Annotated in this window: 22 protein-coding genes; 4 read left to right on the forward strand and 18 right to left on the reverse strand. The window is 37.0% G+C overall.

The window, feature by feature from the left end; translation table 11 throughout:
- Positions 1–268: 268 nt before the first annotated feature.
- Positions 269–724 (forward strand): GNAT family N-acetyltransferase, encoded by a 456-nt coding sequence (locus FC37_RS01675; RefSeq protein WP_025005273.1) that lies wholly within the window; start codon positions 269–271, stop codon positions 722–724.
- A 66-nt stretch (positions 725–790) separates the two neighbouring features.
- Here the strand turns inward: FC37_RS01675 and lysS are convergent, their stop codons facing one another.
- From lysS to pth, 10 genes are all read right to left on the reverse strand, one after another.
- A complete protein-coding gene (gene lysS / locus FC37_RS01680) occupies positions 791–2,341 on the reverse strand; it encodes a lysine--tRNA ligase (protein ID WP_025005274.1) in 1,551 nt (516 codons plus the stop codon).
- 15 nt (positions 2,342–2,356) lie between these two features.
- Positions 2,357–3,382: a tRNA dihydrouridine synthase DusB gene (gene dusB, locus FC37_RS01685; RefSeq protein WP_025005275.1), complete on the reverse strand. Its 1,026-nt coding sequence runs from the start codon at positions 3,380–3,382 to the stop codon at positions 2,357–2,359.
- 77 nt (positions 3,383–3,459) lie between these two features.
- On the reverse strand, positions 3,460–4,350 hold the full coding sequence (gene hslO, locus FC37_RS01690; RefSeq protein WP_025005276.1) for an Hsp33 family molecular chaperone HslO: 891 nt from the start codon (positions 4,348–4,350) through the stop codon (positions 3,460–3,462).
- A 52-nt stretch (positions 4,351–4,402) separates the two neighbouring features.
- Positions 4,403–6,568 carry an ATP-dependent zinc metalloprotease FtsH gene (gene ftsH, locus FC37_RS01695; RefSeq protein WP_025005277.1) on the reverse strand — a complete coding sequence of 722 codons (2,166 nt, stop codon included), beginning with the start codon at positions 6,566–6,568 and terminating at the stop codon, positions 4,403–4,405.
- 94 nt (positions 6,569–6,662) lie between these two features.
- Positions 6,663–7,919 (reverse strand): tRNA lysidine(34) synthetase TilS, encoded by a 1,257-nt coding sequence (gene tilS, locus FC37_RS01700; protein ID WP_025005278.1) that lies wholly within the window; start codon positions 7,917–7,919, stop codon positions 6,663–6,665.
- 41 nt (positions 7,920–7,960) lie between these two features.
- Positions 7,961–8,323 carry a S1 RNA-binding domain-containing protein gene (locus tag FC37_RS01705; protein ID WP_025005279.1) on the reverse strand — a complete coding sequence of 121 codons (363 nt, stop codon included), beginning with the start codon at positions 8,321–8,323 and terminating at the stop codon, positions 7,961–7,963.
- A complete protein-coding gene (locus FC37_RS01710) occupies positions 8,323–8,700 on the reverse strand; it encodes a septum formation initiator family protein (RefSeq protein ID WP_025005280.1) in 378 nt (125 codons plus the stop codon). The genes FC37_RS01705 and FC37_RS01710 overlap by 1 nt, the downstream gene beginning before the upstream one ends.
- A gap of 66 nt (positions 8,701–8,766) precedes the next feature.
- Entirely contained in the window at positions 8,767–9,009 is a 243-nt protein-coding gene (locus FC37_RS01715) for an RNA-binding S4 domain-containing protein (protein ID WP_011254102.1), read from the reverse strand.
- An 11-nt stretch (positions 9,010–9,020) separates the two neighbouring features.
- Complete coding sequence (mfd, locus tag FC37_RS01720; RefSeq protein WP_025005281.1) at positions 9,021–12,518, reverse strand: transcription-repair coupling factor; 3,498 nt, start codon at positions 12,516–12,518, stop codon at positions 9,021–9,023.
- A gap of 1 nt (position 12,519) precedes the next feature.
- A complete protein-coding gene (pth, locus tag FC37_RS01725) occupies positions 12,520–13,077 on the reverse strand; it encodes an aminoacyl-tRNA hydrolase (RefSeq protein WP_025005282.1) in 558 nt (185 codons plus the stop codon).
- A 130-nt stretch (positions 13,078–13,207) separates the two neighbouring features.
- Here pth and FC37_RS01730 point away from each other — a divergent pair, with 130 nt between their 5' ends.
- On the forward strand, positions 13,208–14,179 hold the full coding sequence (locus FC37_RS01730; protein ID WP_025005283.1) for an L-lactate dehydrogenase: 972 nt from the start codon (positions 13,208–13,210) through the stop codon (positions 14,177–14,179).
- A 173-nt stretch (positions 14,180–14,352) separates the two neighbouring features.
- On the forward strand, positions 14,353–15,060 hold the full coding sequence (gene cbpA, locus FC37_RS01735) for a cyclic di-AMP binding protein CbpA (protein WP_025005284.1): 708 nt from the start codon (positions 14,353–14,355) through the stop codon (positions 15,058–15,060).
- Between the two features lie 53 nt (positions 15,061–15,113).
- Here cbpA and FC37_RS01740 read toward each other — a convergent pair whose 3' ends face one another.
- From FC37_RS01740 to FC37_RS01765, 6 genes are all read right to left on the reverse strand, one after another.
- Complete coding sequence (locus FC37_RS01740) at positions 15,114–15,683, reverse strand: TetR/AcrR family transcriptional regulator (RefSeq protein ID WP_025005285.1); 570 nt, start codon at positions 15,681–15,683, stop codon at positions 15,114–15,116.
- A 248-nt stretch (positions 15,684–15,931) separates the two neighbouring features.
- Positions 15,932–17,062 carry an alanine racemase gene (alr, locus tag FC37_RS01745; RefSeq protein ID WP_025005286.1) on the reverse strand — a complete coding sequence of 377 codons (1,131 nt, stop codon included), beginning with the start codon at positions 17,060–17,062 and terminating at the stop codon, positions 15,932–15,934.
- 2 nt (positions 17,063–17,064) lie between these two features.
- Positions 17,065–17,421: a holo-ACP synthase gene (gene acpS / locus FC37_RS01750; protein WP_025005287.1), complete on the reverse strand. Its 357-nt coding sequence runs from the start codon at positions 17,419–17,421 to the stop codon at positions 17,065–17,067.
- 82 nt (positions 17,422–17,503) lie between these two features.
- Positions 17,504–18,997 carry a degradosome RNA helicase CshA gene (gene cshA / locus FC37_RS01755; RefSeq protein WP_025005288.1) on the reverse strand — a complete coding sequence of 498 codons (1,494 nt, stop codon included), beginning with the start codon at positions 18,995–18,997 and terminating at the stop codon, positions 17,504–17,506.
- Positions 18,998–19,008: 11 nt separating this feature from the next.
- Positions 19,009–20,376, reverse strand: a complete 1,368-nt coding sequence (locus tag FC37_RS01760; protein WP_025005289.1) for a UDP-N-acetylmuramoyl-tripeptide--D-alanyl-D-alanine ligase — start codon at positions 20,374–20,376, stop codon at positions 19,009–19,011.
- A 126-nt stretch (positions 20,377–20,502) separates the two neighbouring features.
- Positions 20,503–20,748 (reverse strand): type B 50S ribosomal protein L31, encoded by a 246-nt coding sequence (locus FC37_RS01765; RefSeq protein ID WP_014918203.1) that lies wholly within the window; start codon positions 20,746–20,748, stop codon positions 20,503–20,505.
- A gap of 185 nt (positions 20,749–20,933) precedes the next feature.
- On the opposite strand from FC37_RS01765, the gene FC37_RS01770 reads away from it, so the two are divergent.
- Positions 20,934–21,764, forward strand: coding sequence for a Cof-type HAD-IIB family hydrolase (locus FC37_RS01770; protein WP_025005290.1), 831 nt, complete (start codon positions 20,934–20,936; stop codon positions 21,762–21,764).
- A gap of 14 nt (positions 21,765–21,778) precedes the next feature.
- Here the strand turns inward: FC37_RS01770 and FC37_RS01775 are convergent, their stop codons facing one another.
- Both FC37_RS01775 and glyA read right to left on the reverse strand, forming a co-directional pair.
- Positions 21,779–23,377, reverse strand: coding sequence for an APC family permease (locus FC37_RS01775; RefSeq protein ID WP_025005291.1), 1,599 nt, complete (start codon positions 23,375–23,377; stop codon positions 21,779–21,781).
- Positions 23,378–23,486: 109 nt separating this feature from the next.
- Entirely contained in the window at positions 23,487–24,722 is a 1,236-nt protein-coding gene (gene glyA, locus FC37_RS01780) for a serine hydroxymethyltransferase (protein ID WP_025005292.1), read from the reverse strand.
- Positions 24,723–24,982: the final 260 nt, after the last annotated feature.

A 24,982-nucleotide genomic window follows, 5' to 3' on the forward strand; every position in this document is an offset into this window, starting at 1 on the left:
CGAACCCGCGACCCCCACCATGGCAAGGTGATGTTCTACCACTGAACTACTTCCGCGATACAAAAAGTATTATAGCAAAGATTATTCTCTTTGCAAATACTTTTTGAAAAAATATTACTTATCTGTTTTTAACTAAGTTAATTTTAGTTATTGTACCGAATTAAAAAAATTGCTACAATATATTCAATTTAATTAAAGGAGATTTCACATGAGATTGCGTACTATTGCTTTCTAAATCAAAATCTTAATATTAGGAAACGAGAAAAACATGCCAAAATTTAATATCAGAGAATATCAACCAAACGATTATGCTGAAGTATGCCGTATTCACGACGTTAGTCGTAAAGAAGAGCTAACAATTGGTGGTGCAGAAAAATACTTCATACCTTTAGAGACAGCTCCATATAAGGATGATTTTTTCTCCTGCAAAATTTATGTAGCTTATGATGCTGACAGCATATTGGGCTTCGTTGCAGTTCATCCCCAAGAACTGGATTACATTTATGTAGATCCAATTCATCAAAATAAAGGTATCGGGTATGCTTTAGTATCGACAGCTTTGAGGTACATGAGTCGACCAGTTAGTCTTGACGTATTTGCAGAAAATACTAAGGCTAAAAAGCTTTACAAAAAATTAGGCTTTAAGTGTCAAGAAGTTAGATATCAGCAATGGGATTTAAATGATCCTAAAAAATACTCTGATGAAAAAATGATTCTCAATTAAAAAATACATAAACAAAAACTCTTATCCATGCTTAAAACATAGATAAGAGTTTTTTAATTTATAAGATTACTTGTTTTCTTTATTCTTCTTTTCCATATCAGCCTTAACTTCAGCTTCTACGCTTTCAACACGTTCTGGACGCATTGTTGGGAACAAAAGAACATCACGAATAGCTGGAGCATCAGTTAAAAGCATTACCAAACGGTCAATACCGATACCCAAACCACCTGTAGGTGGCATACCGTATTCCATAGCACGAAGGTAATCTTCATCGATCATGTCAGCTTCGTCGTTACCTGCTTCACGTTCTTCCATTTGAGCTTCGAAACGTTCACGTTGATCATCAGGATCATTCAATTCTGAGAAGGCGTTACCGTATTCTTCACCCATGATGTAAATTTCAAAACGATCAGTAAATCTTGGATCGTCAGCATTCTTCTTAGCAAGTGGTGAGATTTCTACTGGGTGACCGTAAACAAATGTTGGGTCAACAATAGTTTCTTCACAGTACTTTTCAAAGAAGGCGTTAATGATGTGACCAACCTTCCAGAATTTTTCAACATGAATATCATGGTCTTCAGCAATCTTAGTTGCTTCTTCAAGAGTCATTGGCTTCCAGAAGTCAACGCCAGTCTTTTCCTTGATCAAGTCAACCATGTGAACGCGACGGAATGGCTTGCCCAAATCAATGTCAGTACCTTGGTAAGTGATCTTACCGTCATCTGAAACAACCTTAGCTGCAGCACGGATAATACCTTCAGCTTCATCCATAACATCGTGGTAGTCCCAGTATGCTGCGTAACTTTCAAGTTCAGTAAATTCTGGGTTGTGGTGAGTGTCCAAACCTTCGTTTCTGAATACACGGCCGATTTCGTAAACACGTTCCATATCACCAACAATCAAACGCTTAAGTGGAAGTTCCAAAGCAATTCTCATGTAAAGGTTAATATCCAAAGCGTTGTGGTGAGTAATAAATGGACGAGCCTCAGCACCACCAGGAATGTTGTGAAGTACTGGAGTTTCAACTTCTAAGAAGTTTTGCTTGTTTAAGTAATCACGAATAGCTTGAATGATTTGAGTACGGTGAACAAAGCGCATGTAGCTGTCACGGTTAGTGATCAAATCAAGGTAACGTTGACGGTAAATTGCTTCAACATCCTTCAAGCCGTGGTACTTATCTGGCAAAGGACGAAGAGCCTTTGATAAGAAGGTTACGTGAGTAGCACGAATAGTCAACTCACCAGTATCAGTCTTCATAACTTCCCCATCAATACCCAAGAAGTCACCAATATCTGATTTCTTAAAGATCTTGTAGTTGTCTTCGCCTACGATATCCTTACGTACATAAATTTGAATCTTACCAGTACGGTCGTAAAGGTCTGCGAAACCTACCTTACCCTTACCACGCTTTGCAAGCATACGACCTGCAATCTTGGTCTTAGGCATATCATCGTTTAATTCGTCTTTATCTTCTTTACCATACTTTTCTTCCAAAGTACTTGCTAAATCTTGACGATCAAACTTTCTTTGACCGAATGGTTCAATTCCGTTTTCACGCATTTCGTCCATCTTTTGACGACGAACACGTAATTGGTCATTCATTTCGTTCTTTGCCAATTTATTTTTCCTCCATTATTTGTTCATTGCCGCGCGTCTTGCAGCACGAGCTTTTTCTCTTTTTTCATACTCATCAACAAAATTGTCGAGTAAGTCATATACTTCTTGACGCGTCCAGACCTCATTTATTTTAGCACGAGTACGGGCTGAACGGGGAATTCCCTTTAAATAGTATGCAGCTTGTTGACGAAATTCTGGTACTGCTCGCTTTTCACCATGAATTTTAACTAACGCATGAAGTTGATGCTTAGCAGTTTCTACCTTCTCACGCACTGTTTGTGGTGGTAATTTTTCACCAGTCTCTAGATAATGCGTCATATCCTTTAAAATCCAAGGATTACCTAAAGCAGCACGTCCTACCATCACAGCAGTACAACCAATTTCATCTAAAGCCTTCTTGGCAAGCTCGGGAGTTCTAATGTCACCGTTAGCTACAAACGGCACATCAAGCACTTGAGCTACATCGTGCAAAATCTCCCAATCTGCTTCACCTTGGTACATTTGCTTACGGGTGCGACCATGCATTGCGATCATGCTAGCACCTGCTTCTTGAGCAGCCAAAGCATTTTCTACCGCGAACACGTGCTTTTTATCCCAACCTGTTCTCATTTTAACAGAAACAGGTTTCTGCACATTTTGCACCACGGCATGGACCATTTGATAAATTTTATTAGAATCAAGCAGCCATTTTGAACCAGCATCGGTTTTAGTTACTTTAGGCACAGGACAACCCATATTAATATCAATAATGTCAGCATCAGTATGTTGATCAATGTATTGAGCAGCTTGAAGTAATGTTTCTTCAGTTCCCCCAAAGATCTGAATACTCATTGGGTGCTCTCGTGGATCTACATCCATCATGCTTAAGGTCTTTTTGTTTCGATAAATAATTCCATGATCAGAAATCATTTCGCAAACAACCAGCCCAGCTCCGAATTCCTTACATACAACGCGGAACGCCGAATTTGAAACTCCCGCCATCGGCGCAACAACAACTCGGTTAGGAATGGTGATATCGCGAATTTTCCAGCTGTTATCCACCAAATCATCCTTTCAAAATACCTTATTATAATATCAAAAAAGCCCCGCAGGACAAAACCCTAGGACTTTTTATTTAATTAATAATCTTTTTCTTCATTTTTCTTGGCTAAAATAGCCTTTAATTCATCTTCAGTGTAATGATACTTATTTCCGCAGAAATTGCAAGTAAGTTCTGCACCATGATCTTCATTAATCATGGCCTTTAATTGTGAACTCTTCAAGGTTTCAAGAATACCTGCATATTTTTCTTTAGAACAGTCACAGCTAAATGCTACATCATCTTTTTCAAGAATCTTACAGTCAGTGCCTAAGATCTTACGTGCTAAATCTTCTGGTGTCATTCCATCTAAAAATGCAGTAGAAAGAGCTGGCAAAGCTTTAATTCTCTTAATTGTTTCAGTAATCAAAGCATCACTGGCACCTGGTAAAGCTTGAAGCATAAATCCGCCAGCTTCACCGATAGAATTATTTGGATTAACAAAAACAGATAAACCAACTGCTGACGGAATTTGTTCTGACTTCGTCAAATAATATGCAAAATCTTCTGCAATTTCACCAGAAACAATCGGAACTTGACCAGTATATGGTTCTTTTAAGCCTAAATCTTTGGTAACTTCAAGCATACCTTGACCAACAGCTCTTTTTACATCAATATGGCCATTCTTCTTTGGTGGCAAAGCAATATGTGGATTGCGTACGTAACCCTTCACCTTTAAATCGGCAGTAGCTGTAACAATAGTTGGACCTACAGGGCCGTTGCCCATCAATCTAACTGTCAATTCTTCTTTATCAGTTAATTCGGCGCCCGCTAACAAAAGCGTACCAACCAGTGTACGACCAAGAACAGCAGAAGAAGCAGACCATAAATCATGACGCTTTTGTGCTTCACCAACAACATCTTTAGCGGTAATTGTCAGTAAACGTAAATTTTTAGTTTTATCGATTGATTTTACTAAATAATCACTCATATTTATTCCTTCTCTCTAAAAAAATAGAGCCCGTTACAGGCCCCATTTTTATCTAATTATCTTTGTGCTCTTCATCTGCAGAAGTATCTTTAGTTGAGTTATCTGAATTTTCAGTTTTTTCTGGATTTTCAGGATTATTTTCTTCAACTTCATGATTCTTTTCTGATGGAGTTTCCAAAGCAGATTTTTCTTGTTTAGCTAATGCTTGATCTGAATCTTTCTTTTCTGCTTTTTCAACTTCACGCTTTTCTGCAGCAGCCTTAGCTTCTTCATAAGTTGAAGCCTTGGATTCACTTGGATATTCACTTTCGTATTTTTCAGGCATCTTACCAGTCTTGTATAAAGACATGATTTGCTTTTCGTCTAAAGTTTCGTACTTAAGCAAAGCTTCAGCGATAATTCTATGCTTTTCCTTGTTTTCCTTAACAATCTCAAGTGCTTTAGCGTGAGCTTCATCCAAGATCTTCTTAACGGCTTCGTCAATTTTAGCTGAAGTAGCTTCACTGTATGGCTTAAAGCCGTATGGATTGGTTTCGCCCTCTTTTTCAAGTTCAACCATACCCAATGATTCAGTCATCCCGTAATTTACTACCATGCTGTGAGCAATAGCAGTAGCTTGTTCAAAGTCGTTAGAAGCACCAGTTGACTTATCACCAATAGTTGCTTCTTCACCAGCACGACCACCCATTAAACCAACAATTTGTTCAAATAATTGTTTCTTAGTCAAAATGAACTGGTCATCTTTAGGCAACATGATGTTGTAACCACCGGCACGACCACGTGGCACAATAGTTACCTTACGAACTGTTCTAGAATCACTTAAGACCAAACCACAGATTGAGTGTCCTGCTTCGTGGAAAGCAACACGGCGTCTTTCTGGTTCTGCAATTAAACGATCCTTCTTAGCTGGACCTGCAATGACACGGTCTTCAGCTTCATCAATATCTGATGCAGTAATTTCAGTACCATTTCTACGTGCAGCAACCAAAGCAGCTTCGTTCAAGACATTAGCCAAATCTGCACCAACGAACCCAGGAGTTTGACGAGCAACTTCCTTCAAGTCTACATCTGGAGCAAGTGGCTTGTTTTTAGCATGAACCTTCAAAATAGCTTCACGGCCACGTACGTCTGGACGACCAACTAAAACCTTACGGTCAAAACGACCTGGACGAAGTAAAGCTGGATCCAACACATCTGAACGGTTAGTAGCGGCAATGACGATAACACCTTCATCGCCTTCAAAACCATCCATTTCAACCAATAATTGGTTCAAAGTTTGTTCACGTTCATCGTTGCCACCGCCGGTGCCATTGCCACGACGACGACCGATGGCATCAATTTCATCAATAAAGATAATACTTGGTGCATTCTTCTTGGCATTATTGAACAAGTCACGTACACGACTTGCACCAACACCAACAAACATTTCAACAAAGTCAGAACCTGAAATTGAGTAAAATGGCACGTTAGCTTCACCAGCTACGGCACGTGCAAGCAAGGTTTTACCAGTACCAGGAGGACCCTCAAGTAAAACACCAGATGGGATTCTAGCACCTAACTTAGTATATTTTGATGGATCCTTTAAAAATTCAACAACTTCTACTAATTCTTGTTTTTCTTCTTCTTCACCGGCTACGTCAGAGAAACGAACCTTATTCTTAGAAGGATCTTCTGGCTTGACGTGTGAACGACCGAAATTCATAATTCCGCCGCTGCCGCCACGGCCAGCACCACCTTGATTCATCATCATCCAAAGCATGACAATAAACAAAACGGTTGGCACAAGCATGACAATGGTTGAAATCCAATTGCCAGACTGTGATTCTCCTTGAGTCGTCATCCGAGCGTTACTCTTTTGTGCCAAGTTTTGCACGTTAGAAACGGTAGAATCATTTTGTAACATAGTAGTAGAGAAGCGTGATACTTTTCTACTTGAGTTATTACTAAAGAAATCAAAACTATTATTTGATTGATTCTTTGTTGTTTGTGCAGTCTTGTAACTACCTGAAACAGTATATACACCGTTTGCAGGTTGAACACTAAAGTTTTTAACTTTGCCTTGACGCAAATCTTTAACAAATTGTGAATAGCTGATATTTTCTGAGCTACCACTATTGTTAGAACCGCCGAGTGCCCAGTTGATTCCCCATAGGAGCAAAAGGAACACAACTATATAGAATAGGCCGTTTGATAACAGCCGATTCCGGTTATTCTTCATAAAAAACCTCCGCAAAGTCTCTAAGTTATACGTTTAAAATTTTATCACAAAATAAGATGCTACCACTAATATTTTCAACTATTTTGAAGACTTTTTAAGAATTATATAGAAAATAATGTTTGCCATTTTTGATCCAATTTTGGTTTTGATAAATTTTCTCCACAAAAATTGGTTCGTTTTCTGCATAAATGGCTAAGCAAAATGGTCGTAAAGCTAGTGGAATCGCATTTTCTGCAAACTTCTTTTTTGCTTTAACATGATGTCCATTTTGCAGCAGAAGTTTACTCCCCGCCGTTAATTCTCCCACACTAAAAGCAGTATTTGGCTTAAACCAAAAATCACCAATCAGCTTTATACCGGCTTTTCTTTCAGTATATAACACCATTTTTCTATTTTTAAACACAAATGGCTGATTTAAACTAATTACCTGTTTTTTAACTTCGGAAATATTTTGCTTTTTATACAAATAAAAGTAATTTTGATATTCAATGACTGCGAAATTACCCAAATTTTCATTAACCCGTCGATGATATTTTTGCCAAATCATTCTCTGCCAGAAAAAGGTTCTTTCTTTAGTCGTCAATCGCTTTAATTTTTCACTCTTAATGCGATACGCAACATTTAGAAAACGTTCCAATTGACCGACTGCAATATTTTTTTCATCAACATAATCGATCAATTCATCCATTTTTTGACTAAAAAAAAGTGCATTCTTGATCAAAGCAGGATTTTCTTTTTTGAGTAATGGCACCACATGATGGCGCAAGCGATTACGCATCGTTTCATCGGCCTGATTAGTTAAATCAGTTATAAAATCAATTCGATGAGCTTGATTATATTGCAATAGCTCGTCCTTGCTGTATCCCAACAATGGTCGCAACAATTTTACACCATGCATTTCACCCACTCTTTGCAGGCTATTCATCTCTTCGGGATTACCTGAGCGAATAAATTTAAGCAAGATATTTTCCAGCAAATCGTCCCCGTGATGGGCAGTTAACAAATAATCAGCCTTATTTTCTTTAGCTATTTGTGTTAAAAAAGCATAGCGCGCATGTCTTGCTGCAGCCTCTATTCCCACTTGCGGTTGTTCTTCTTTAGGCCATTTTGCAATAAATAATGGCACATTTTTTTCATCACAGTATTTTTTTAGAAGCTCGCTTTCTTCCTCACTGTCTTCTCTTAATTGATGATTAAAATGTGCAGCCATTAATTGAAAATTCTTTTTGGCTTGCAAGTTTTTAAGCATATCAAGAAGAGCCATCGAATCAGGGCCTCCACTTGCGGCCACTAATAATGTTTTACTTTCTAAATCTATTCCATTTTTTCTAAAGAAATCTACTACTTTCATAAATCTCCCTAACTAAAAAAATGACCCATTACGGGTCATTTTTAATTTTTATTCAAAACCTTTTTTAATTCATCAATTTCCTTTTTAGCATCTCTACTTACTTTGTTCAAAACCTGATCAAATTCTGCAGGTTTAGTATCAGAGAATTGATTATCATGATCAACTAAATCAGGATCATTTACGCGTACAATTGACAGATTAAATCTGCCTCTATTGACATGCACGACAACAACGCGAACCTTTTGGCCTACTTGATATTGACGCCTTTCTCGCGCCCAATTATTACCAAAATCACTGTGATGAACTAATCCTGAATGTCTATTAGGCAATGTAACAAAAATACCTAAATCGGTAATGTTATTAATCACCCCGGTTACCCGGTTACCGGCTTGATACTTCTTCATTAATCATTATCATTTCTTTCGTGCACGTTATAAACATTTTCATTTGATTTAGAATAATAAAACTTATAACGAATTAATTTAGCAACGTAGTTTGGATCATCGAGATTCTGTCTCTTGGTCTTTAAAGTTTTAGCTGTTTTCTTAACTTTAGCCAATCCTCGTTTTTCAACTTGTACTTGATTGTTAATACGCTTTGTTTGTGAAACTTTAATTGTAATTTGAATACCCAAAATCACAAATATAATAGCAAAAACAGCAACAATTCTATTTAATCGAATGCGATGAACTCGTTTTTCGATTTTCGCTTGCTTACGAAGTAGCTTCTCTCTCTGAGCTTCTGGACTTAACGAATTGTAAATATGTGGACCATGATTCATTTTTTTATCCTCTGTTATAAGAAATATCGTTTACGTTAAGTATAACAACGATTTATGGGAAAGTCATCAATCAACTAACTCGTAAAGTTCACTTGCTTCAGCCTTTTTAGTGGTTTCGCGAATATTCAAAACTTTGGCTTTAATTACTCGCGCACCGTAACCAATTTCAATAATATCATCGATTTTTACATCGTAACTGGACTTAACTACTCGTCCATTAACTTTAATTCGGCCTTGATCTGCCATTTCCTTAGCAACAGTTCTTCTCTTAACTAATCTTGAAACCTTTAAAAATTTATCAATTCTCATAATTTATACCTCTATCTTTGCACTATTTCGCTGGCAGCCTCTAAGAACGTAGTTAATTCATTAAACAAAACTCGATTCTTTATCTTATCAGGCAGTTGCAGCAAAACAACCATTCTTTTTTCTTGATTCATGCTAATACGTGCTTTAAGACTTACGTGTTCTAATGCTCTGAAAATATTAGGTCCTTCTAATTCATGTGAAGCAGCATTATTAAACTCAACCTTAATAGTATTATTATCTTTTTTCAGTACATTTAAGACTTGAGCTAGATCAGCATCTACCTTTAACCCAGCTACAGCAAGTAAATTCTCAACAGCTGCTGGATAATCACCAAAGCGATCAATTAGTTCATCTTCAATTTTATCTAATTCTTCCTGATTATTGACTGCTTTAATCTTTTTGTAAAATTCGATTTTTTCTTCTTGGTCGCCAATATATGAATCTGGAATATAGGCTTCAAGTTTTAAATCAATCTCTGCATTTGACTTCTTAACTGTCTTCTTACCCTTACGCTCTTTAATTGCATCGCTAAGCATTTGTGAATACAAATCATAACCAACACTATCAATAAAGCCGTGCTGCTGGGCTCCCAGCATATTGCCAGCTCCTCTAATCGACAAATCACGCATAGCAATCTTAAAGCCTGACCCTAATTCAGTAAAATCGCGGATTGCATCTAGGCGTTTTTCACCAACTTCGGTTAAAACTTTGTTAGGCTGGTACAGAAAATATGCATAGGCAAGTCTGGCACTACGACCGATTCTCCCTCGCAGCTGATAAAGCTGGCTCAAACCATAGTGATCAGCATCTTCGATAATCATCGTATTAACATTAGGCATGTCGATACCCGTTTCAATGATGGTCGTCGTCACTAAAATATCAAATTCACGGTTCAAAAACCGATACAAAATGTCTTCCAATTGATTTTGACTCATTCGTCCATGAGCACTAGCAATCCGCGCATTCGGGATTAATTGTTGCAGCTTTTCCACAGTTTCATCGATATCACTAATTCGATTATGTAGGTAAAAGACCTGTCCATCACGCTGCATTTCACGCAAACATGCATCCCTTACTACGCTTGGAATTTGTTCCATCACATAAGTTTGAATTGGATATCTATTTTGAGGCGGAGTTTCCATCACAGATAAATCGCGCACCCCAACCATCGACATATGCAAAGTTCTAGGAATTGGCGTAGCAGTGAGAGTCAACACGTCAATATTAGCCTTTAACTGCTTTAGCCTTTCTTTATGCTTAACGCCAAAGCGCTGCTCTTCATCAACTATTAACAATCCAAGATCTTTAAATTCAACATCCTTTGATAACAGTCTGTGGGTACCTACGACTAAATCAATTTTTCCTTCCTTCAGTCCCTCAATAATCTCCTTAGATTCAGCTGGAGTTTGAAAACGAGAAAGCATCGCAGTATTAACAGGAAAATCTTTGAAACGATCTTGAATAGTTTCATAGTGCTGCTGAGCCAAAATAGTTGTTGGCACTAAAAAAGCTACTTGTTTATTATCCTGAATTGCTTTAAAAGCCGCCCTTAAAGCTACTTCTGTTTTACCAAAACCAACGTCTCCTACAACTAGACGATCCATCGGTTTCGGCTTTTCCATATCTTCCTTGATTTCTTTAATTGAACGTAACTGGTCCGGAGTCTCTGCATATGGAAAGGCATCTTCGAATTGTTTTTGCAAATCGTCATCTGGTGAAAAAGCAAAACCTTTTTCCGATTCGCGCTTAGCATAAAGCTCTATCAAATCATCAGCAATATCTTCAACCTTAGATTGGACCTTACGCTTAGTTTTAGCCCATTCACTACCACCAAGTTTGTTAATATGAGGCGTCTTTCCTTCAGAAGCCACATACTTTTGTACCAAACTAAGCTGATCTGCTGGTACAAATAATTGATCGCCATGTTGATAGGTGATGGTAATGTAATCACGCTTAACGCCATTATTTTCTAGTGTTTTAATTCCTTCAAAACGACCAATACCATGATTAACATGGACAACATAATCCCCTGGTTTTAACTCAGTATAATTACGTAATCTCTGAGCATTTTCCAGAGTTTTGATTCTCTTTTTACGCTGTGGACGCTTGTTAAAAAGTTCGCGTTCAGTCAAATAAACTAACTTCACCGAAGGTAAACTAAAACCGCTGGTATAACCCGCTACTACGATTTGCGATTTACCTTCTGAGATTTCATTTTTATCTACAATTGGCAAGTTTAGACCAAAGTCGACCATTGTCTGATCGATTTGTTTAGCTCTTTTCGCATTATCTGCTTGTAGTACAACTGTTTGACCAGATTTTTGATACGACTCAAGTTCTGACTTAATTAGGGGCATTTGACTAAAGAATTGTTCTGGTTCACGCGTTTGCCAATTGAGCATCTGTCCCAAACGAATTCGTCCCATACTGCGCTGGAAAAGAGAGAAATATATTCTATGGTGCTTATCTTTAGTTAATACTTGATCAAAATCACTGCGCAAAGTTTGCTTCGGCAGCATTGCACCAGTTTTTAGTTCATCACTAATAAAAGCTGCATTTTGCTTATCTACAGTCTCTACCGCTTGTTTGATTAAAGGCAGATCATCAATCAAGATTTGACCATTTTTATCTAAATATTCTAATAAGCTACTTGGCTTTTTAATTAAATAATCCACCAAAAAGGCATAATTATCTGGTAATCCACCTGCATTCAAAGCATCGAGTGCCACCGTAAAGTGATCTTTGACTGCCTTATCCGGTGCAGGTGCATCCCCCATATCTTTTTCTATTGCTTTTGCCGCAGCTTCAATAGCTTCACTAGAAAATACTCGATCTTGAGCTGCAGAAATTTCAACACGATCAATTTCTTTTTGACTACGCTGAGTTGCTAGATCAAATTCCTTGATCGTATCAATTTCATCACCAAAGAATTCAATTCTTACTGGATTCTCTCTGTCTAAAGGATATACATCTAAAATATCACCACGAATAGCAAATTCTCCTGGCCGAGCAACTAACGCTTCTTTTTTATAGCCCAAACTAACTAGCCATTTATTTAAGTCAGTTAATTCGTATTCTTTGCCAGGTTCAAAATCTTTCTTAGCTTGAGCAAATTCGTCAGGAGCAGACAATTTATATTGCAAGCCCTGCGGTGTAGTTACTACAATCCCAGCTTTTTTACTTAATAAAAAGTTAAGTGCCTCAATCCGATTACTTAACTCATCTGGTGAACTGACTGCCGTTTGTGTAGCAATAGTGGCATCTACAGGAAAGATTTGTACACTATCATCAGGTAGAATTGCACTTAATTCTCCGTATAAATTCTGAGCCTTATTTTCATTTTCCTCTACTAAAATAAGTGGAGCATCTAACTCAGTTACGATTTGTTTTAAAAGTAGACTAAAAGCACCGGCATTAGCGCCAGTGATTAGTGAATTCTTTACTTGTTTAGTCTTTGCAATAAAATTATTTAAGTCTTGATCTTCTTTTAATATTTCTGTTAAACGCATTTTAATTATACTTATTCATTAAATATTGACTATCGCGGCCTGCAATAAAGTCATCGATAATCTTTACACTTGTATCAAATGCATTATCCATTAATTTTTGTTGCTCATCGTTAAATGGCGTAAGCACCCATGAAACAACTGTCGTGTTCTTAGGATGACGAATCCCAATCTTTAAGCGATTAAACTTTTCTGTTCCTAAGTCTCGGATAATGCTTTTAATTCCATTATGGCCACCGCTCTTACCATTAGCTCTAATTCTAATTTTGCCAATTGGCATATCCATATCATCTTGAATAATCAAAACGTCTTCTGGGTCCACTTTAAAGAAATTAGCAATTTGGCTAACTGAACGCCCTGATTCATTCATATAAGTTTGAGGTTCAAGCAAAATTACATCCTCACCATTAATTTTTTGCTTAGTCCAATGTCCTTCAAACTTATCTTTGTCCAAAGATAATCCTTTTTCATTAAGATAGTGATCCATAGTCATAAAACCAGTGTTGTGCTTGGTTTTATCGTACTTTTGACCTGGATTACCTAAACCTGCAATTATTTTCATTATATATACCCCTCATTACATAATCCCTCATATAATAGCACAAACAATAAATAATAATTTTATTAATGCTTGCTAACATGGTATAATTTCTTTGTTAAGATTATCACTAATAAAAAGGAGATTTATTGTTATGGCAAGAGTTGAAAAACCCCGTAAAGTTATTTTAGTCGGTGACGGTGCCGTAGGTTCTACCTTCGCATTTTCAATGGTACAACAAGGTATCGCTGAAGAATTGGGTATTATTGATATTGCTAAGGAACACGTTGAAGGTGACGCAATCGATTTAGCTGATGCAACTCCTTGGACTTCTCCAAAGAACATTTACGCAGCTGACTATCCAGATTGTAAGGATGCAGACTTAGTTGTTATTACTGCTGGTGCTCCACAAAAGCCAGGTGAAACTCGTCTTGATCTTGTTAACAAGAACTTGAAGATTTTATCATCAATCGTTGAACCAGTTGTTGAATCAGGCTTCGAAGGTATTTTCTTAGTTGTTGCTAACCCAGTTGATATCTTGACTCACGCAACTTGGAAGATGTCAGGTTTCCCTAAGGATCGTGTTATCGGTTCAGGTACTTCACTTGATACTGGTCGTCTTCAAAAAGTTATTGGTAAGATGGAACACGTTGACCCACGTTCAGTTAACGCATACATGCTTGGTGAACACGGTGATACTGAATTCCCAGCATGGAGCTACAACAATGTTGGTGGCGTAAAGGTTAGTGACTGGGTTAAGGCTCACGGTATGGATGAATCTAAGCTTGAAGACATCCACAAGGAAGTTGCTGACATGGCTTACGACATCATCAACAAGAAGGGTGCTACCTTCTACGGTATCGGTACTGCTTCAGCAATGATCGCTAAGGCTATCTTGAACGATGAACACCGTGTACTTCCACTTTCAGTACCAATGGATGGGGAATACGGCTTACACGACCTTCACATCGGTACTCCAGCAGTTGTTGGACGCAAGGGTCTTGAACAAGTTATTGAAATGCCATTAAGCGATAAAGAAAAAGAATTAATGACTGCTTCAGCAGATCAATTAAAGAAGGTTATGGACAAGGCCTTCAAAGAAACTGGCGTTAAGGTTCGTCAATAATTCTTAAATTAGTGAAATAAAAAAGCATCTTTTCTTAGGAAGAGATGCTTTTTTATTTCACTAACTATTGTTAAAATATATTTGATTACTTTAGCTAGTCTTTAATTAATATTTAATTAACATACTGATTATGCTATAATTACTTGAAACATTTTCACTTTGGAGGCGAACTCATGCTTATTAAATCTTTAGTTATTAAGAAAGATTACTTAACAACAGTTAATGAAAAAGCCACATTAGCAGAAGCATTGGATATTCTGGAGAAATCTGGATATAGATGTGTGCCTATTGTAGATGACACTGGCACTATTTTCCGCGGTAATATTTATAAAATGCACATTTACCGCCACAAATCTCAAGGCGGAGACATGAATTTACCAGTAACTTACTTGCTTAAGAACGCTACTAAGACAATTAAGGTAAATTCTCCATTCTTTAGAGTATTCTTTAACATCAAAGACTTGCCATACATTGCTGTTCTTGATGAGGATAATCATTTTTATGGTATTCTTACCCACTCAAGATTATTAGACATGTTATCAGACGCATGGGATGTTAAAAATGGTTCATATGTTTTAACTGTTTTATCCGATAATGCACGCGGTAACTTAATTAAAATGTCTAAGATCGTGTCAAAACATACTAATATGTCTAGTGTAATGACACTTGATGCTGCAGCTGGAGAACTTGAAGGAGACTTCGTAAGAAGAACCTTGTTTACTTTACCTGCAGGCGTATCCGACATCACAATGAAGACCATTGTAGATAAATTGCAAAAGAAAGGTTTCGTTGTTTCTGAAATCGAAGATTTGCAAGCCGGTATGACTATCATGAGCGATGAAAATCCTGGTGTCTTCATCGAACATCCACATAAAGATTAAAAAACATATAAAAAAGCCTCTGACTTAATTAAAAGTTAGAAGCTTTTTTTGTATTATTTCATCAATCCCAAAAATTGTAATGGAGTTCGAGTCAAATAGCCTGCAATATAACGACGCATATCAGCTGGAGACAACTCATCATTATATTTAATTAATTGCAATACCACATTAATGATATTAATATCAAAGATTCCTAAAACCATATCTGGTGGAATTGTTTGCTCTTGTGCCAAAATCGCCTTATAGTTTGGATTCATCATTTCCATTCGAATGGCAAATTCTTTATTGGCATATTCAACCATCTTATTAAAAAAGCGGATGTCTCCATTATCTGAAATTAAAATTTCAAGTTTATTTTTATTTTTCAAAAAGAAAGAGATTGAATTTTTAGAAATATTCTCTGCTACTTTTATCAATTCATCTTGAGACAAAACATGATCGATCCCATTAACAGCTTCACGATCCGCAAGTAATGCTTTATTAAATTCAGCTAGGATGTCATCTTCAACTGCTAATAATAAGGCGTGTGTGTCCTTATAGTATTGATAAAAAGTACGTGAACTGATACCCGATGCTAAAATAATGTCTTTAACTTTGATCTCATTAAAAGCTTGTTCTTTCATACATTGCAACAAAGCCTTTTTCAAATTACTTTTTGTTGTTTGGGTTCTAATATCCAATATATTTTACCTTGTTTATTATAAAAAAACATTTTACTATTTATATATAGCTTTTAAATTCTCAATACAATGTGCAGGTTTAATATATTTTAACATGAACATATCACAATTAATACCCTAAGTTATTTATTTTTTAACCAAAAAAAGCCGAAATCACGAAAAAATAATCGTGATTTCGGCTTTTTCATTTACTATTTTTCATAATAAACACGTGGTAACCGATCATTCAGCAAGCAAGCAACTTCATAGTGAATTGTATCAACATAATCAGCTGCCGCCTTAATATTGTTTGGATCAGCTGGGTTATTTGAAATAATCACTACTTTGGTACCAACTGGCATTTTCTTTGGCATTTTAACCATAAATTGATCCATACAAATACGTCCCACAATCGGACAATATTCATCGCCAACTTTTACCTTAAAACCTTGATACTTTCTAATCCAACCATCGGCATAACCAACAGGGACAGTTCCAATAACTGTATCTTCTTCAGCCATGAAGGTAGAACCATAGCCTACTCCATCACCTTTATGAATAGTTTTAACATGTGTTAATTCACTTTCAAATGATAAAGCAGGTTCTAACTTAATTGCAGAAGTTAAATCTGGAGAAGATGGATTTGAAGATGGATTTAAGCCATAGATTCCAATTCCAAAACGAACCAGATCACTCTTGATACCTTCATGAAAAATACTTGCTGCAGTATTATCAACATGAATCCATTTAGGTTTAACAGTTAATAAACTCTTCATATGCTTGAATTTCTCGCATTGATGCCTGAAATAAGTCTCATCAGCGCTATCTGCAGAGGCAAAATGGGCAAACATCCCTTCAATAAAGAAGTTATTATTATTTTCCAAGAACTTATTGGCTGCAATAAATTCATCATCTTCATTGAAACCAATTCTACCCATACCAGAATCAATCCCTAAATGAATCTTTAATTGCAAGTTTTCTTTTGTTAAATATTTTTCAGCGTCTTTTAACCACTCTAAATTAGGTACTGTCAATGAAACATTATTTACAGCAGCAATTGGTGCATATTCAGGAGAAACTACTCCCAAAACCAAAATAGGCTTAACAATATCAGCACGGCGCAATTCCAATGCTTCATCTAAAATGGCAACACAAAATCCTGCTGCTCCTTCTTCCTCAGCGACCTTTGCCACTTCGACTGCACCATGACCATAGCCATTAGCCTTAACTACAGCCAGCATCTTTTGATTTGGTTCAAGGTGCTGCATTTCATTCTTAATATTTCTTCTAATTGCACCTAAATTTACTTTTACAACGGCTGGACGATGATAGCCTGGAACCATTTTTATTTCTCCTCTAATACTACAAACGTAATAATTTCATGATTATCATGTGTGATACTTGGGAAAATATTTCCATCAAACTTAGTTGAAGTCATCACTGGATGCCCCAAATCATCCCATAAAGTTTCCACATCTTGAAAACCTACGTATTTGCCTAAGCCTGTTCCCATAGCTTTAGAAAAAGATTCCTTTAATGAAAAACGACCTCCGAGATATTCAACTTTTCTTTTGCCTTTCATCTTTTGATACTGGGCAAATTCCTTTGGAGTCAAAACCTTCTTAGCGAAAGAATCTCCTTTTGCCACGATCTTTTTAACACGTTCAACTTCAATTGAGTCAATCCCTACACCTTTAATCATCGTTTCTCACCTCACACAATGACATCATTATAATACAAAAAAGAAGTTGCAAAAATTACAACTTCCTTTTTAGTCTAAAAAATTAATCTTTTTTATTCTTAATTACGAATTCATGTCCATTGCCACGTCCACGACGACCGCGATTACCGTTGTGACGGTAATTATTATTGTTATTGCGACGGCGGTGATAATTGCCATGTCCACGACCATGATCATTACGTCCTCGGCGGCCACGACCATGACGACCATCGCCCTTGTATGGCAAAGGCTTTTCTGGCGTAATCTTAACCTTAATTTCTGTTGAATCCTTAGCTAAGTTCTTAAGAAAAGCAGCTACTAAATCAAGAGCTGAATAGTTATCAAGAAGTTCACTAGCATCTTGAGTATATTTACCCAAATCACCATTCATCAAATCTTCGATTTCAGCCTTAGCTTGCTTTAATTGACCGCGAAGTGCTTGATCATCTGTTGGTGGACGAAGTGGTGACATCTTTTTCTTAGTAAGTTGTTCGATAGTTCTCATGTAGCCAATTTCATTTGGAGTTACAAAGGTTACTGAGATACCATTTTGTCCTGCACGCCCAGTTCTACCAATACGGTGAACATATGAATCTGGATCTTGAGGAATATCGTAGTTATATACGTGAGTTACCCCTGAAATATCCAAACCACGTGCTGCCACATCAGTAGCAACTAAAATATCCAACTTACCTTCACGGAATCGCTTCAAGACTGCCATACGACGCGCCTGAGATAGATCTCCGTGAATACCTTCAGCATTATAGCCACGTGCTTGTAATCCGCGTGTAAGCTCATCTACACGACGCTTCGTACGACCAAATACTAAGGCTAAATCTGGACCTTGGACGTCAATTAAACGACACATAATATCGAACTTTTCGGATTCCTTAGCACGAACAAAGTATTGATCAATTAAATCAGCTGTTAATTCCTTAGCCTTAATTTGAACAATAGCAGGATCCTTCATGAATTTTTCACCAATTCGTAAGATTGGCTTAGGCATCGTAGCACTGAAAAGCAAAGTTTGCTTGCGGTTTTTAGCATACCTCAAGATGCTTTCAATATCTTGGATAAAGCCCATATCGAGCATTTCATCTGCTTCATCCAAAACTACTGTATTAACTTTATCTAAATCAATTGTGCCACGTTTTAAGTGATCTAATAACCGACCTGGTGTACCGACCAAAATTGATGGTACGTGGTGCTTTAGTGAACGAATCTGACGGCCGATATCTGCACCACCATAAACCACTTGGACATGAGCATGTTCATCACGACCCAAGCGGAATAATTCTTCTTGTGTTTGAATAGCAAGTTCACGCGTTGGTTCGATGATAATTGCTTGGATTGCTTTTTCTTTTTTATCAATGGATTGTAAAATTGGCAAACCAAAAGCGGCAGTTTTACCGGTACCAGTTTGTGCTTGTCCAATTACATCCTTTCCTTGTAAAGCAAGTGGAATAGTTTGTTCTTGGATTGGGGTTGCTTCTTCAAAACCTGAGCGTTTAATCGCTTTAAGAAGCGCATCGTTTAATCCTAATTCTGAAAACTTCAAAAAATTTTCTCCTATCTTAGTCGGGCTAAGACATTTTCAAGGTGCATCCCGTGTGAACCCTTTAATACGATAATGTCGTCCGGCTTAATGTCATTTTTAAGATCATTAATCATATGATCCATTTCATCTTGAGTATAATAATGTAAATTCTCTGGCTCATATTTATCTTGCAAAGCATCGTATAAATTCTTCATTTCAGAGCCATACAAGTACACTTCATTTATGATTTGTGGGTCTAAAGTATCACTTAATCCAGCATGAAGTTCTGGCGATTTTTCACCTAGTTCTAGCATGTCGCCAAGTACAGCAATTCTGCGACCGCCGTCTTTAACTTCAACTTGACCAAAACTGGTAACAACCGCTCTAACAGCAGTTGGATTTGAGTTGTAAACATCACTCATAATCGCTTCACCAGCATCGCCCTTTTCCCATTCCATACGGTTAGCAGTTGGCTTAAAGTTAGACAATGATGACGCAATTTCTTCATCGCTTTCACCAAAATGATGACCTACGCTAATTGCAGCCATTGCATTAGAAACATTATGCTTACCAATCATTGGAATTGAGAATTTTTGCTCTGAGTCATTGATTGTAAAGGTAGCGTGGTGCATGTAGCTCTTGAAGCCAGTTGCATGTACTGTATCTTCATCTCTAAAACCAAAAGTGGCCTTAGCTTGATCCAGCTTTTTAGCACGTTCTTGCAACAATGGTTCATCACCGTTATAAATGAATTCACCATCTTCACGTAAAAAGTCGGTGATTTCCATCTTAGCGTCAGCAATCTTGTCGCGACTACCAAAGAATTCAATATGAGCTTCACCAATCATAGTAATGACAGCTACATCCGGATGAGTTAATTCACTTAGGTGGTGCAGCTGACCTGGTCTATCCATACCCATTTCAAGGACCAAAATTTCAGTATTTGGTTTCATTTCAAGAATGGTCATTGGTACACCAATTTCATTATTAAAGTTAGCTTGTGTCTTATGTACGTTAAAACGCTTAGATAAAACTGCAGCAATCATATCCTTAGTAGTGGTTTTACCATTAGAGCCTGTAATACCTACTACAGTTGGATTAACCTTGCGTAAATAATAACGCGCCAAATCTTGCATAGCAGTAAGAGGATTATCTACTTCAATTACTGTGATATCTTCGGGCTTATTTGGATGGCCTTTCTTCCACAACGTAGCAGAAGCACCATTGCTAACGGCACCCGCCACAAAATCATGTCCATCACGTTCACCTTCAAGCGGTACAAATAAACCACCAGTTGTGATCTTTCTGGAGTCAAAGGCAACAGAAGTAATAATAGTTTTGTCGTCGCCTTCACAAGTAGTATTTAAAGCCTTGGCAATTTCAGCCATTTGCATTTTCATTGAATCTTTACTCCCATAAAAACATTTTTATACAGAAAACATTATACTGTCTTTCAAGCATTCTGCCAAATAATCTAATGAAGAAAAAAAGCAGCCCCAATGGGACTGCTTCCACCAGACAAAGGTTTACTTCTTCAAGCCATACTTCTTGTTGAACTTTTCGATTCGACCATCTGCTTGAGCAAACTTTTGCTTGCCAGTGTAGAATGGGTGTGAATCTGATGAAACTTCAACACGTACTAATGGGTAAGTTTCGCCTTCGTAGTCAATAGTTTCTTCTGGCTTCAAAGTTGAACCAGCTAAGAACTTAGCACCAGTTGCTGAGTCCATGAAAACTACTTTTTGAAAATCTGGATGAATACCTTGTTTCATAATTTATTACTCCTTTGCCATGACCATATTACAGATCATAGATTAATCGATTAACGTAAACTAGGATAACATCTTCAAGTAACTAATTCAAGACATTTTTCACAGTATGAAACTAATATGTCATGTAACCTCTTACAATGAGTGCTAAACTAATAGCAGAATTTATTTTGAATGAGGTAATTTAGATGAAAGATCTTCCTTTTAAAGCTGTTGCAGTAGATGTCGATGGCACATTTGTAAATGATGAAAAGAAATATGATCATGAAATGTTCGGTGAAATTTTATACCGTTTACACAAGCACGGTGCTCACTTTATTATTGCCAGTGGACGACCAGCAGGACGATTAGAAGCAGATTTCGGTGATTTTACTGATTCCGTCGATTTTGTTGCTGATAATGGTGCGGTTCTTGTTCGCGATGGCAAGATCATCCGTACAACAACTTTTTCTAAAAAATGCATTTTAAATCTAGTTGATTATTTGCATCTGCGTTATCCTGGAGCCGTCCAAAGCACATTAATCAGCGGCGTTAAGCATTCATACTTTTTAAAAAGTACGCCGGCTCAATTTAAACGATCACATCATTATTTCTATCCTAATAGTATTGAAGTTGATGACTTTGATCAGATCCCTGAAGATGATCAATATACTAAAGTTACGGTTGATTATCCTAGCAAGGTTCGACGAGAATTAGAATATGGATTCAATAGCAGAAGCGTTGAAAAAATTCACGTTACAACTAGCGGCTGGAACTATATGGACATTATTCCCTATAATGTTAACAAGGCTAACGGCCTTAAAGAATTTCTTGCTTACCTAGACGTCCCTCGAACTCAATTAATTGCATTTGGCGACGGCGAAAATGATATTGAAATGCTCAAATTAGCTGGATTAAGTTATGCCATGGAAAATGGTCAAGATAGCGTTAAAAAGATGGCTAAATTTATTGCACCAAGCAACAACGATAACGGTGTTTTTAAAGTATTAACCAAATATTTAAACGAAGCACAAAAGTAAAAAAATAAAGTTGACTAAGGCAACTTTATTTTTTTACTGTCTTTTTCAATATACAAATCGATTTTACGTAATCCTGTTTTAATACCCCAGTAATAAAATCCAAGTGAAGCTACAGCAATTACAACAAAGTCAAAAGGATATTTAATCCAATTTTGTCCACCCAAGCCATCGCTTCCCACATAAGACATTATTGACATAAAGATCAAATAAACAATCATCCACCAACAACTACGTAATTGTTCTTTTAAATTTGAATGTTGATAGTGAATTTCATAATAGAAATAAATCGGCAAGCCTAATGCAATTACCAAGATAACTTGAATCGTAGTTGGCCACATTGACCAGTAAATTGACAAGCTAGTTAAAATAAAGGCAATTGGTGCTAGATATGGCATGTAACGAGGTTTAAACGGACGATCAAGATTAGGTTTTACTTTTCTCAAAGTCATTACCGTTACGGGGCCTGTTAAATACGCAATTAATGTTGAAGCAGTGATTACGGTTGCCAATAAATTCCAGTTTCTAAATAGGCTGACCAAAATTACCGCTAAAATCAAATCCGCAATCATCGCGTAACGCGGAATTAAATACTTTTGATTAAGCCGGCCTAGCCACTTAGGTAAGTGACGTGTATGTGTCATAGCAGCCAAAGCTCTAGATGCCGTAGCTACAAAAGCGACGCCTGTGCCAAATGGTGATACAAACGCATCTAAATAAAGCAAAATTACCAACCAATTGATTCCTAAAATAATTGCCAAATCCGCAAATGGTGAAGTAAAGTCAATGCTGTGCCAGCCTACCTTGACTAACATACTTGGTTCGACTGCTCCAATAAAAGTTACTTGCAGCATGATATAAATCGCTGCAGTAATGATCATAGAGATCAAGACACCGCGGACAATATTCTTACGTGGATTCTTCAATTCTCCACCCATATTGATCACGGTCTGAAATGCATCATATGACATGATAATTCCTGAAACTGACGTAGCCTCAAAGATGGAACGTGTGCCATACGGCATAAATTCATGAACGTTGGAGCCGAAATTTTGTGCATGAAAACCACTGCAAATTAAAACTACAATCGTTAAAGTAGGCAATAAGATTTTAAAAATAGAAATCAAATTAGTAAAATGTGTCATAATTTTTACTGACCAAAAATTGATCATTGTAAAAATACACATAAAAATAAATACAACGCCCAATCCTGCAAAAGTAATATTGCCATCTTTAATAAAATTCTTAGTCCAATTAGCCCATGACCACGGCCACGAACTCATATATTGAACAGCCGCCACGGCTTCCATTGGTACCAAAGTTACTAATGAAATCCAATTGGCCCACGCAGCAACAAATCCCAGTAACGATCCATGACTGTATTGAGCATATCTACTCATACCACCACTTTCAGGAAACATTGCTCCCAATTCTACATAGGTCAAAGCAATAGCAATAATAATGACAGCACCTAAAATCCAAGAGAGGATTGCGGCTGGTCCAGCAATTTTCGCTGCAGAACCTGAACCAAACAGCCAACCTGAGCCTATCAAAGAATTTAGGGCCAACATAATAGCCGAAAACAGACCTATTTTATGTCGTTTCATTCCTTCCAAATAATCACTTATCCTTCATTCTTACCCTATATTTTTCTCGATTTTTAGCTTCTAATTATAACAAAAACAGTTCTAGCAAAAAACTAGAACTGTTTATTTTCTATTCAAATTAATTAATTGGATGTTTTTGAGTTAATTCTTTAACTTCTTGTTTAACGTGTTCAATTGTTGTTTCATCTTCTGGATTAGACAAAATCTCAATAATTAATCCAGCTGTCTTTTTAGCGTCTTCTTCATCAAAACCGCGGCTAGTAATTGCTGGTGTACCAATTCTTAAACCACTAGTTACAAAAGGACTGCGCTGATCACCAGGGATTGATTCTTTATTGGTTGTAATATGAACTGAATCAAGCAAGTTTTGTGCATCTTTACCCGTTAACCCAGTATTTGTAATATCAATAATCATTAAGTGATTATCAGTACCACCAGAAACTACACGAATATTGTCAGACTTAGCAAAAGTTTCTGCCATTATCTTAGCGTTTTTGATTACTTGTTTAATATAATCGGTAAATTGTGGCTGTAGGTCTTCATAAAAAGCTTGCGCTTTTCCGGCAATTACATGTTCTAAAGGACCACCTTGAATACCTGGAAACAAAGCTGAATTAATCTTTTTACCAATTTCTAAACTATTAGATAAAATCATGCCGCCGCGAGGACCACGCAAGGTCTTATGCGTAGTAGTCGTCACTACATCAGCTACTGGAATAGGACTAGGATGTTGGCCAGTTGCTACCAAACCAGCAATATGGGCCATATCAACCATTAAATAGGCGCCAACCTCATCGGCAATTTCACGGAATTTTTGCCAATCAATAATTCGGCTGTATGCAGAAGCACCAGCAACGATCAATTGGGGATGAACATCTAAGGCGATCTGACGAATAGCATCAAAATCAAGCTCTTCAGTTTCAACATTTAATCCGTAACTATAAGATCTATATTCTTTACCACTGAAGTTTACTTTGGCACCGTGAGTTAAATGACCGCCAGCATCCATGCCCATGCCAAGGATTACATCGCCTGGCTTCAGCAAAGCTTGATAAACAGCCATATTTGCTTGTGAACCAGAGTGGGGTTGAACATTAGCAAATTTAGCATTGAATAATTTTTTAGCATAATCAATAGCAAGTTGTTCAACTTGATCAATGTATTGACAACCGCCATAATAGCGTCGACCAGGATAGCCCTCGGCATATTTGTTAGTTAAAACTGAACCTTGAGCTTCACGAACTGCATCAGAAACAATATTTTCAGAAGCAATTAATTCAATCGTGTTTTGTTGGCGCTCTTCTTCGTGATGAATGGCATTCCACAATGTGGGTGACTTTTCTGCATATTTCAATGAAAAGACTTCCTTTCTGACTTGTATTAAATAGTTTTCTTTACTGAAAAGTATACTATTTAGCGATTAAATACGCACGACTACTGCGCGGAAATTCTTTTTTGAAAGCAGCTAAAACAGCATGACGGCAAGTAGCGGTATCAGCTAATTCATATTCCTTAGTAAAATGCAGATAGCCAGCTTCAATTAAAATCAGTTTTATTAAAAAATAGAGACATACGTTCGACTTCCCTGTAAAATATAAATATCTAATCTACAGA

It is taken from the genome of Lactobacillus gallinarum DSM 10532 = JCM 2011 (assembly GCF_001434975.1).
Classification (GTDB): domain Bacteria; phylum Bacillota; class Bacilli; order Lactobacillales; family Lactobacillaceae; genus Lactobacillus; species Lactobacillus gallinarum.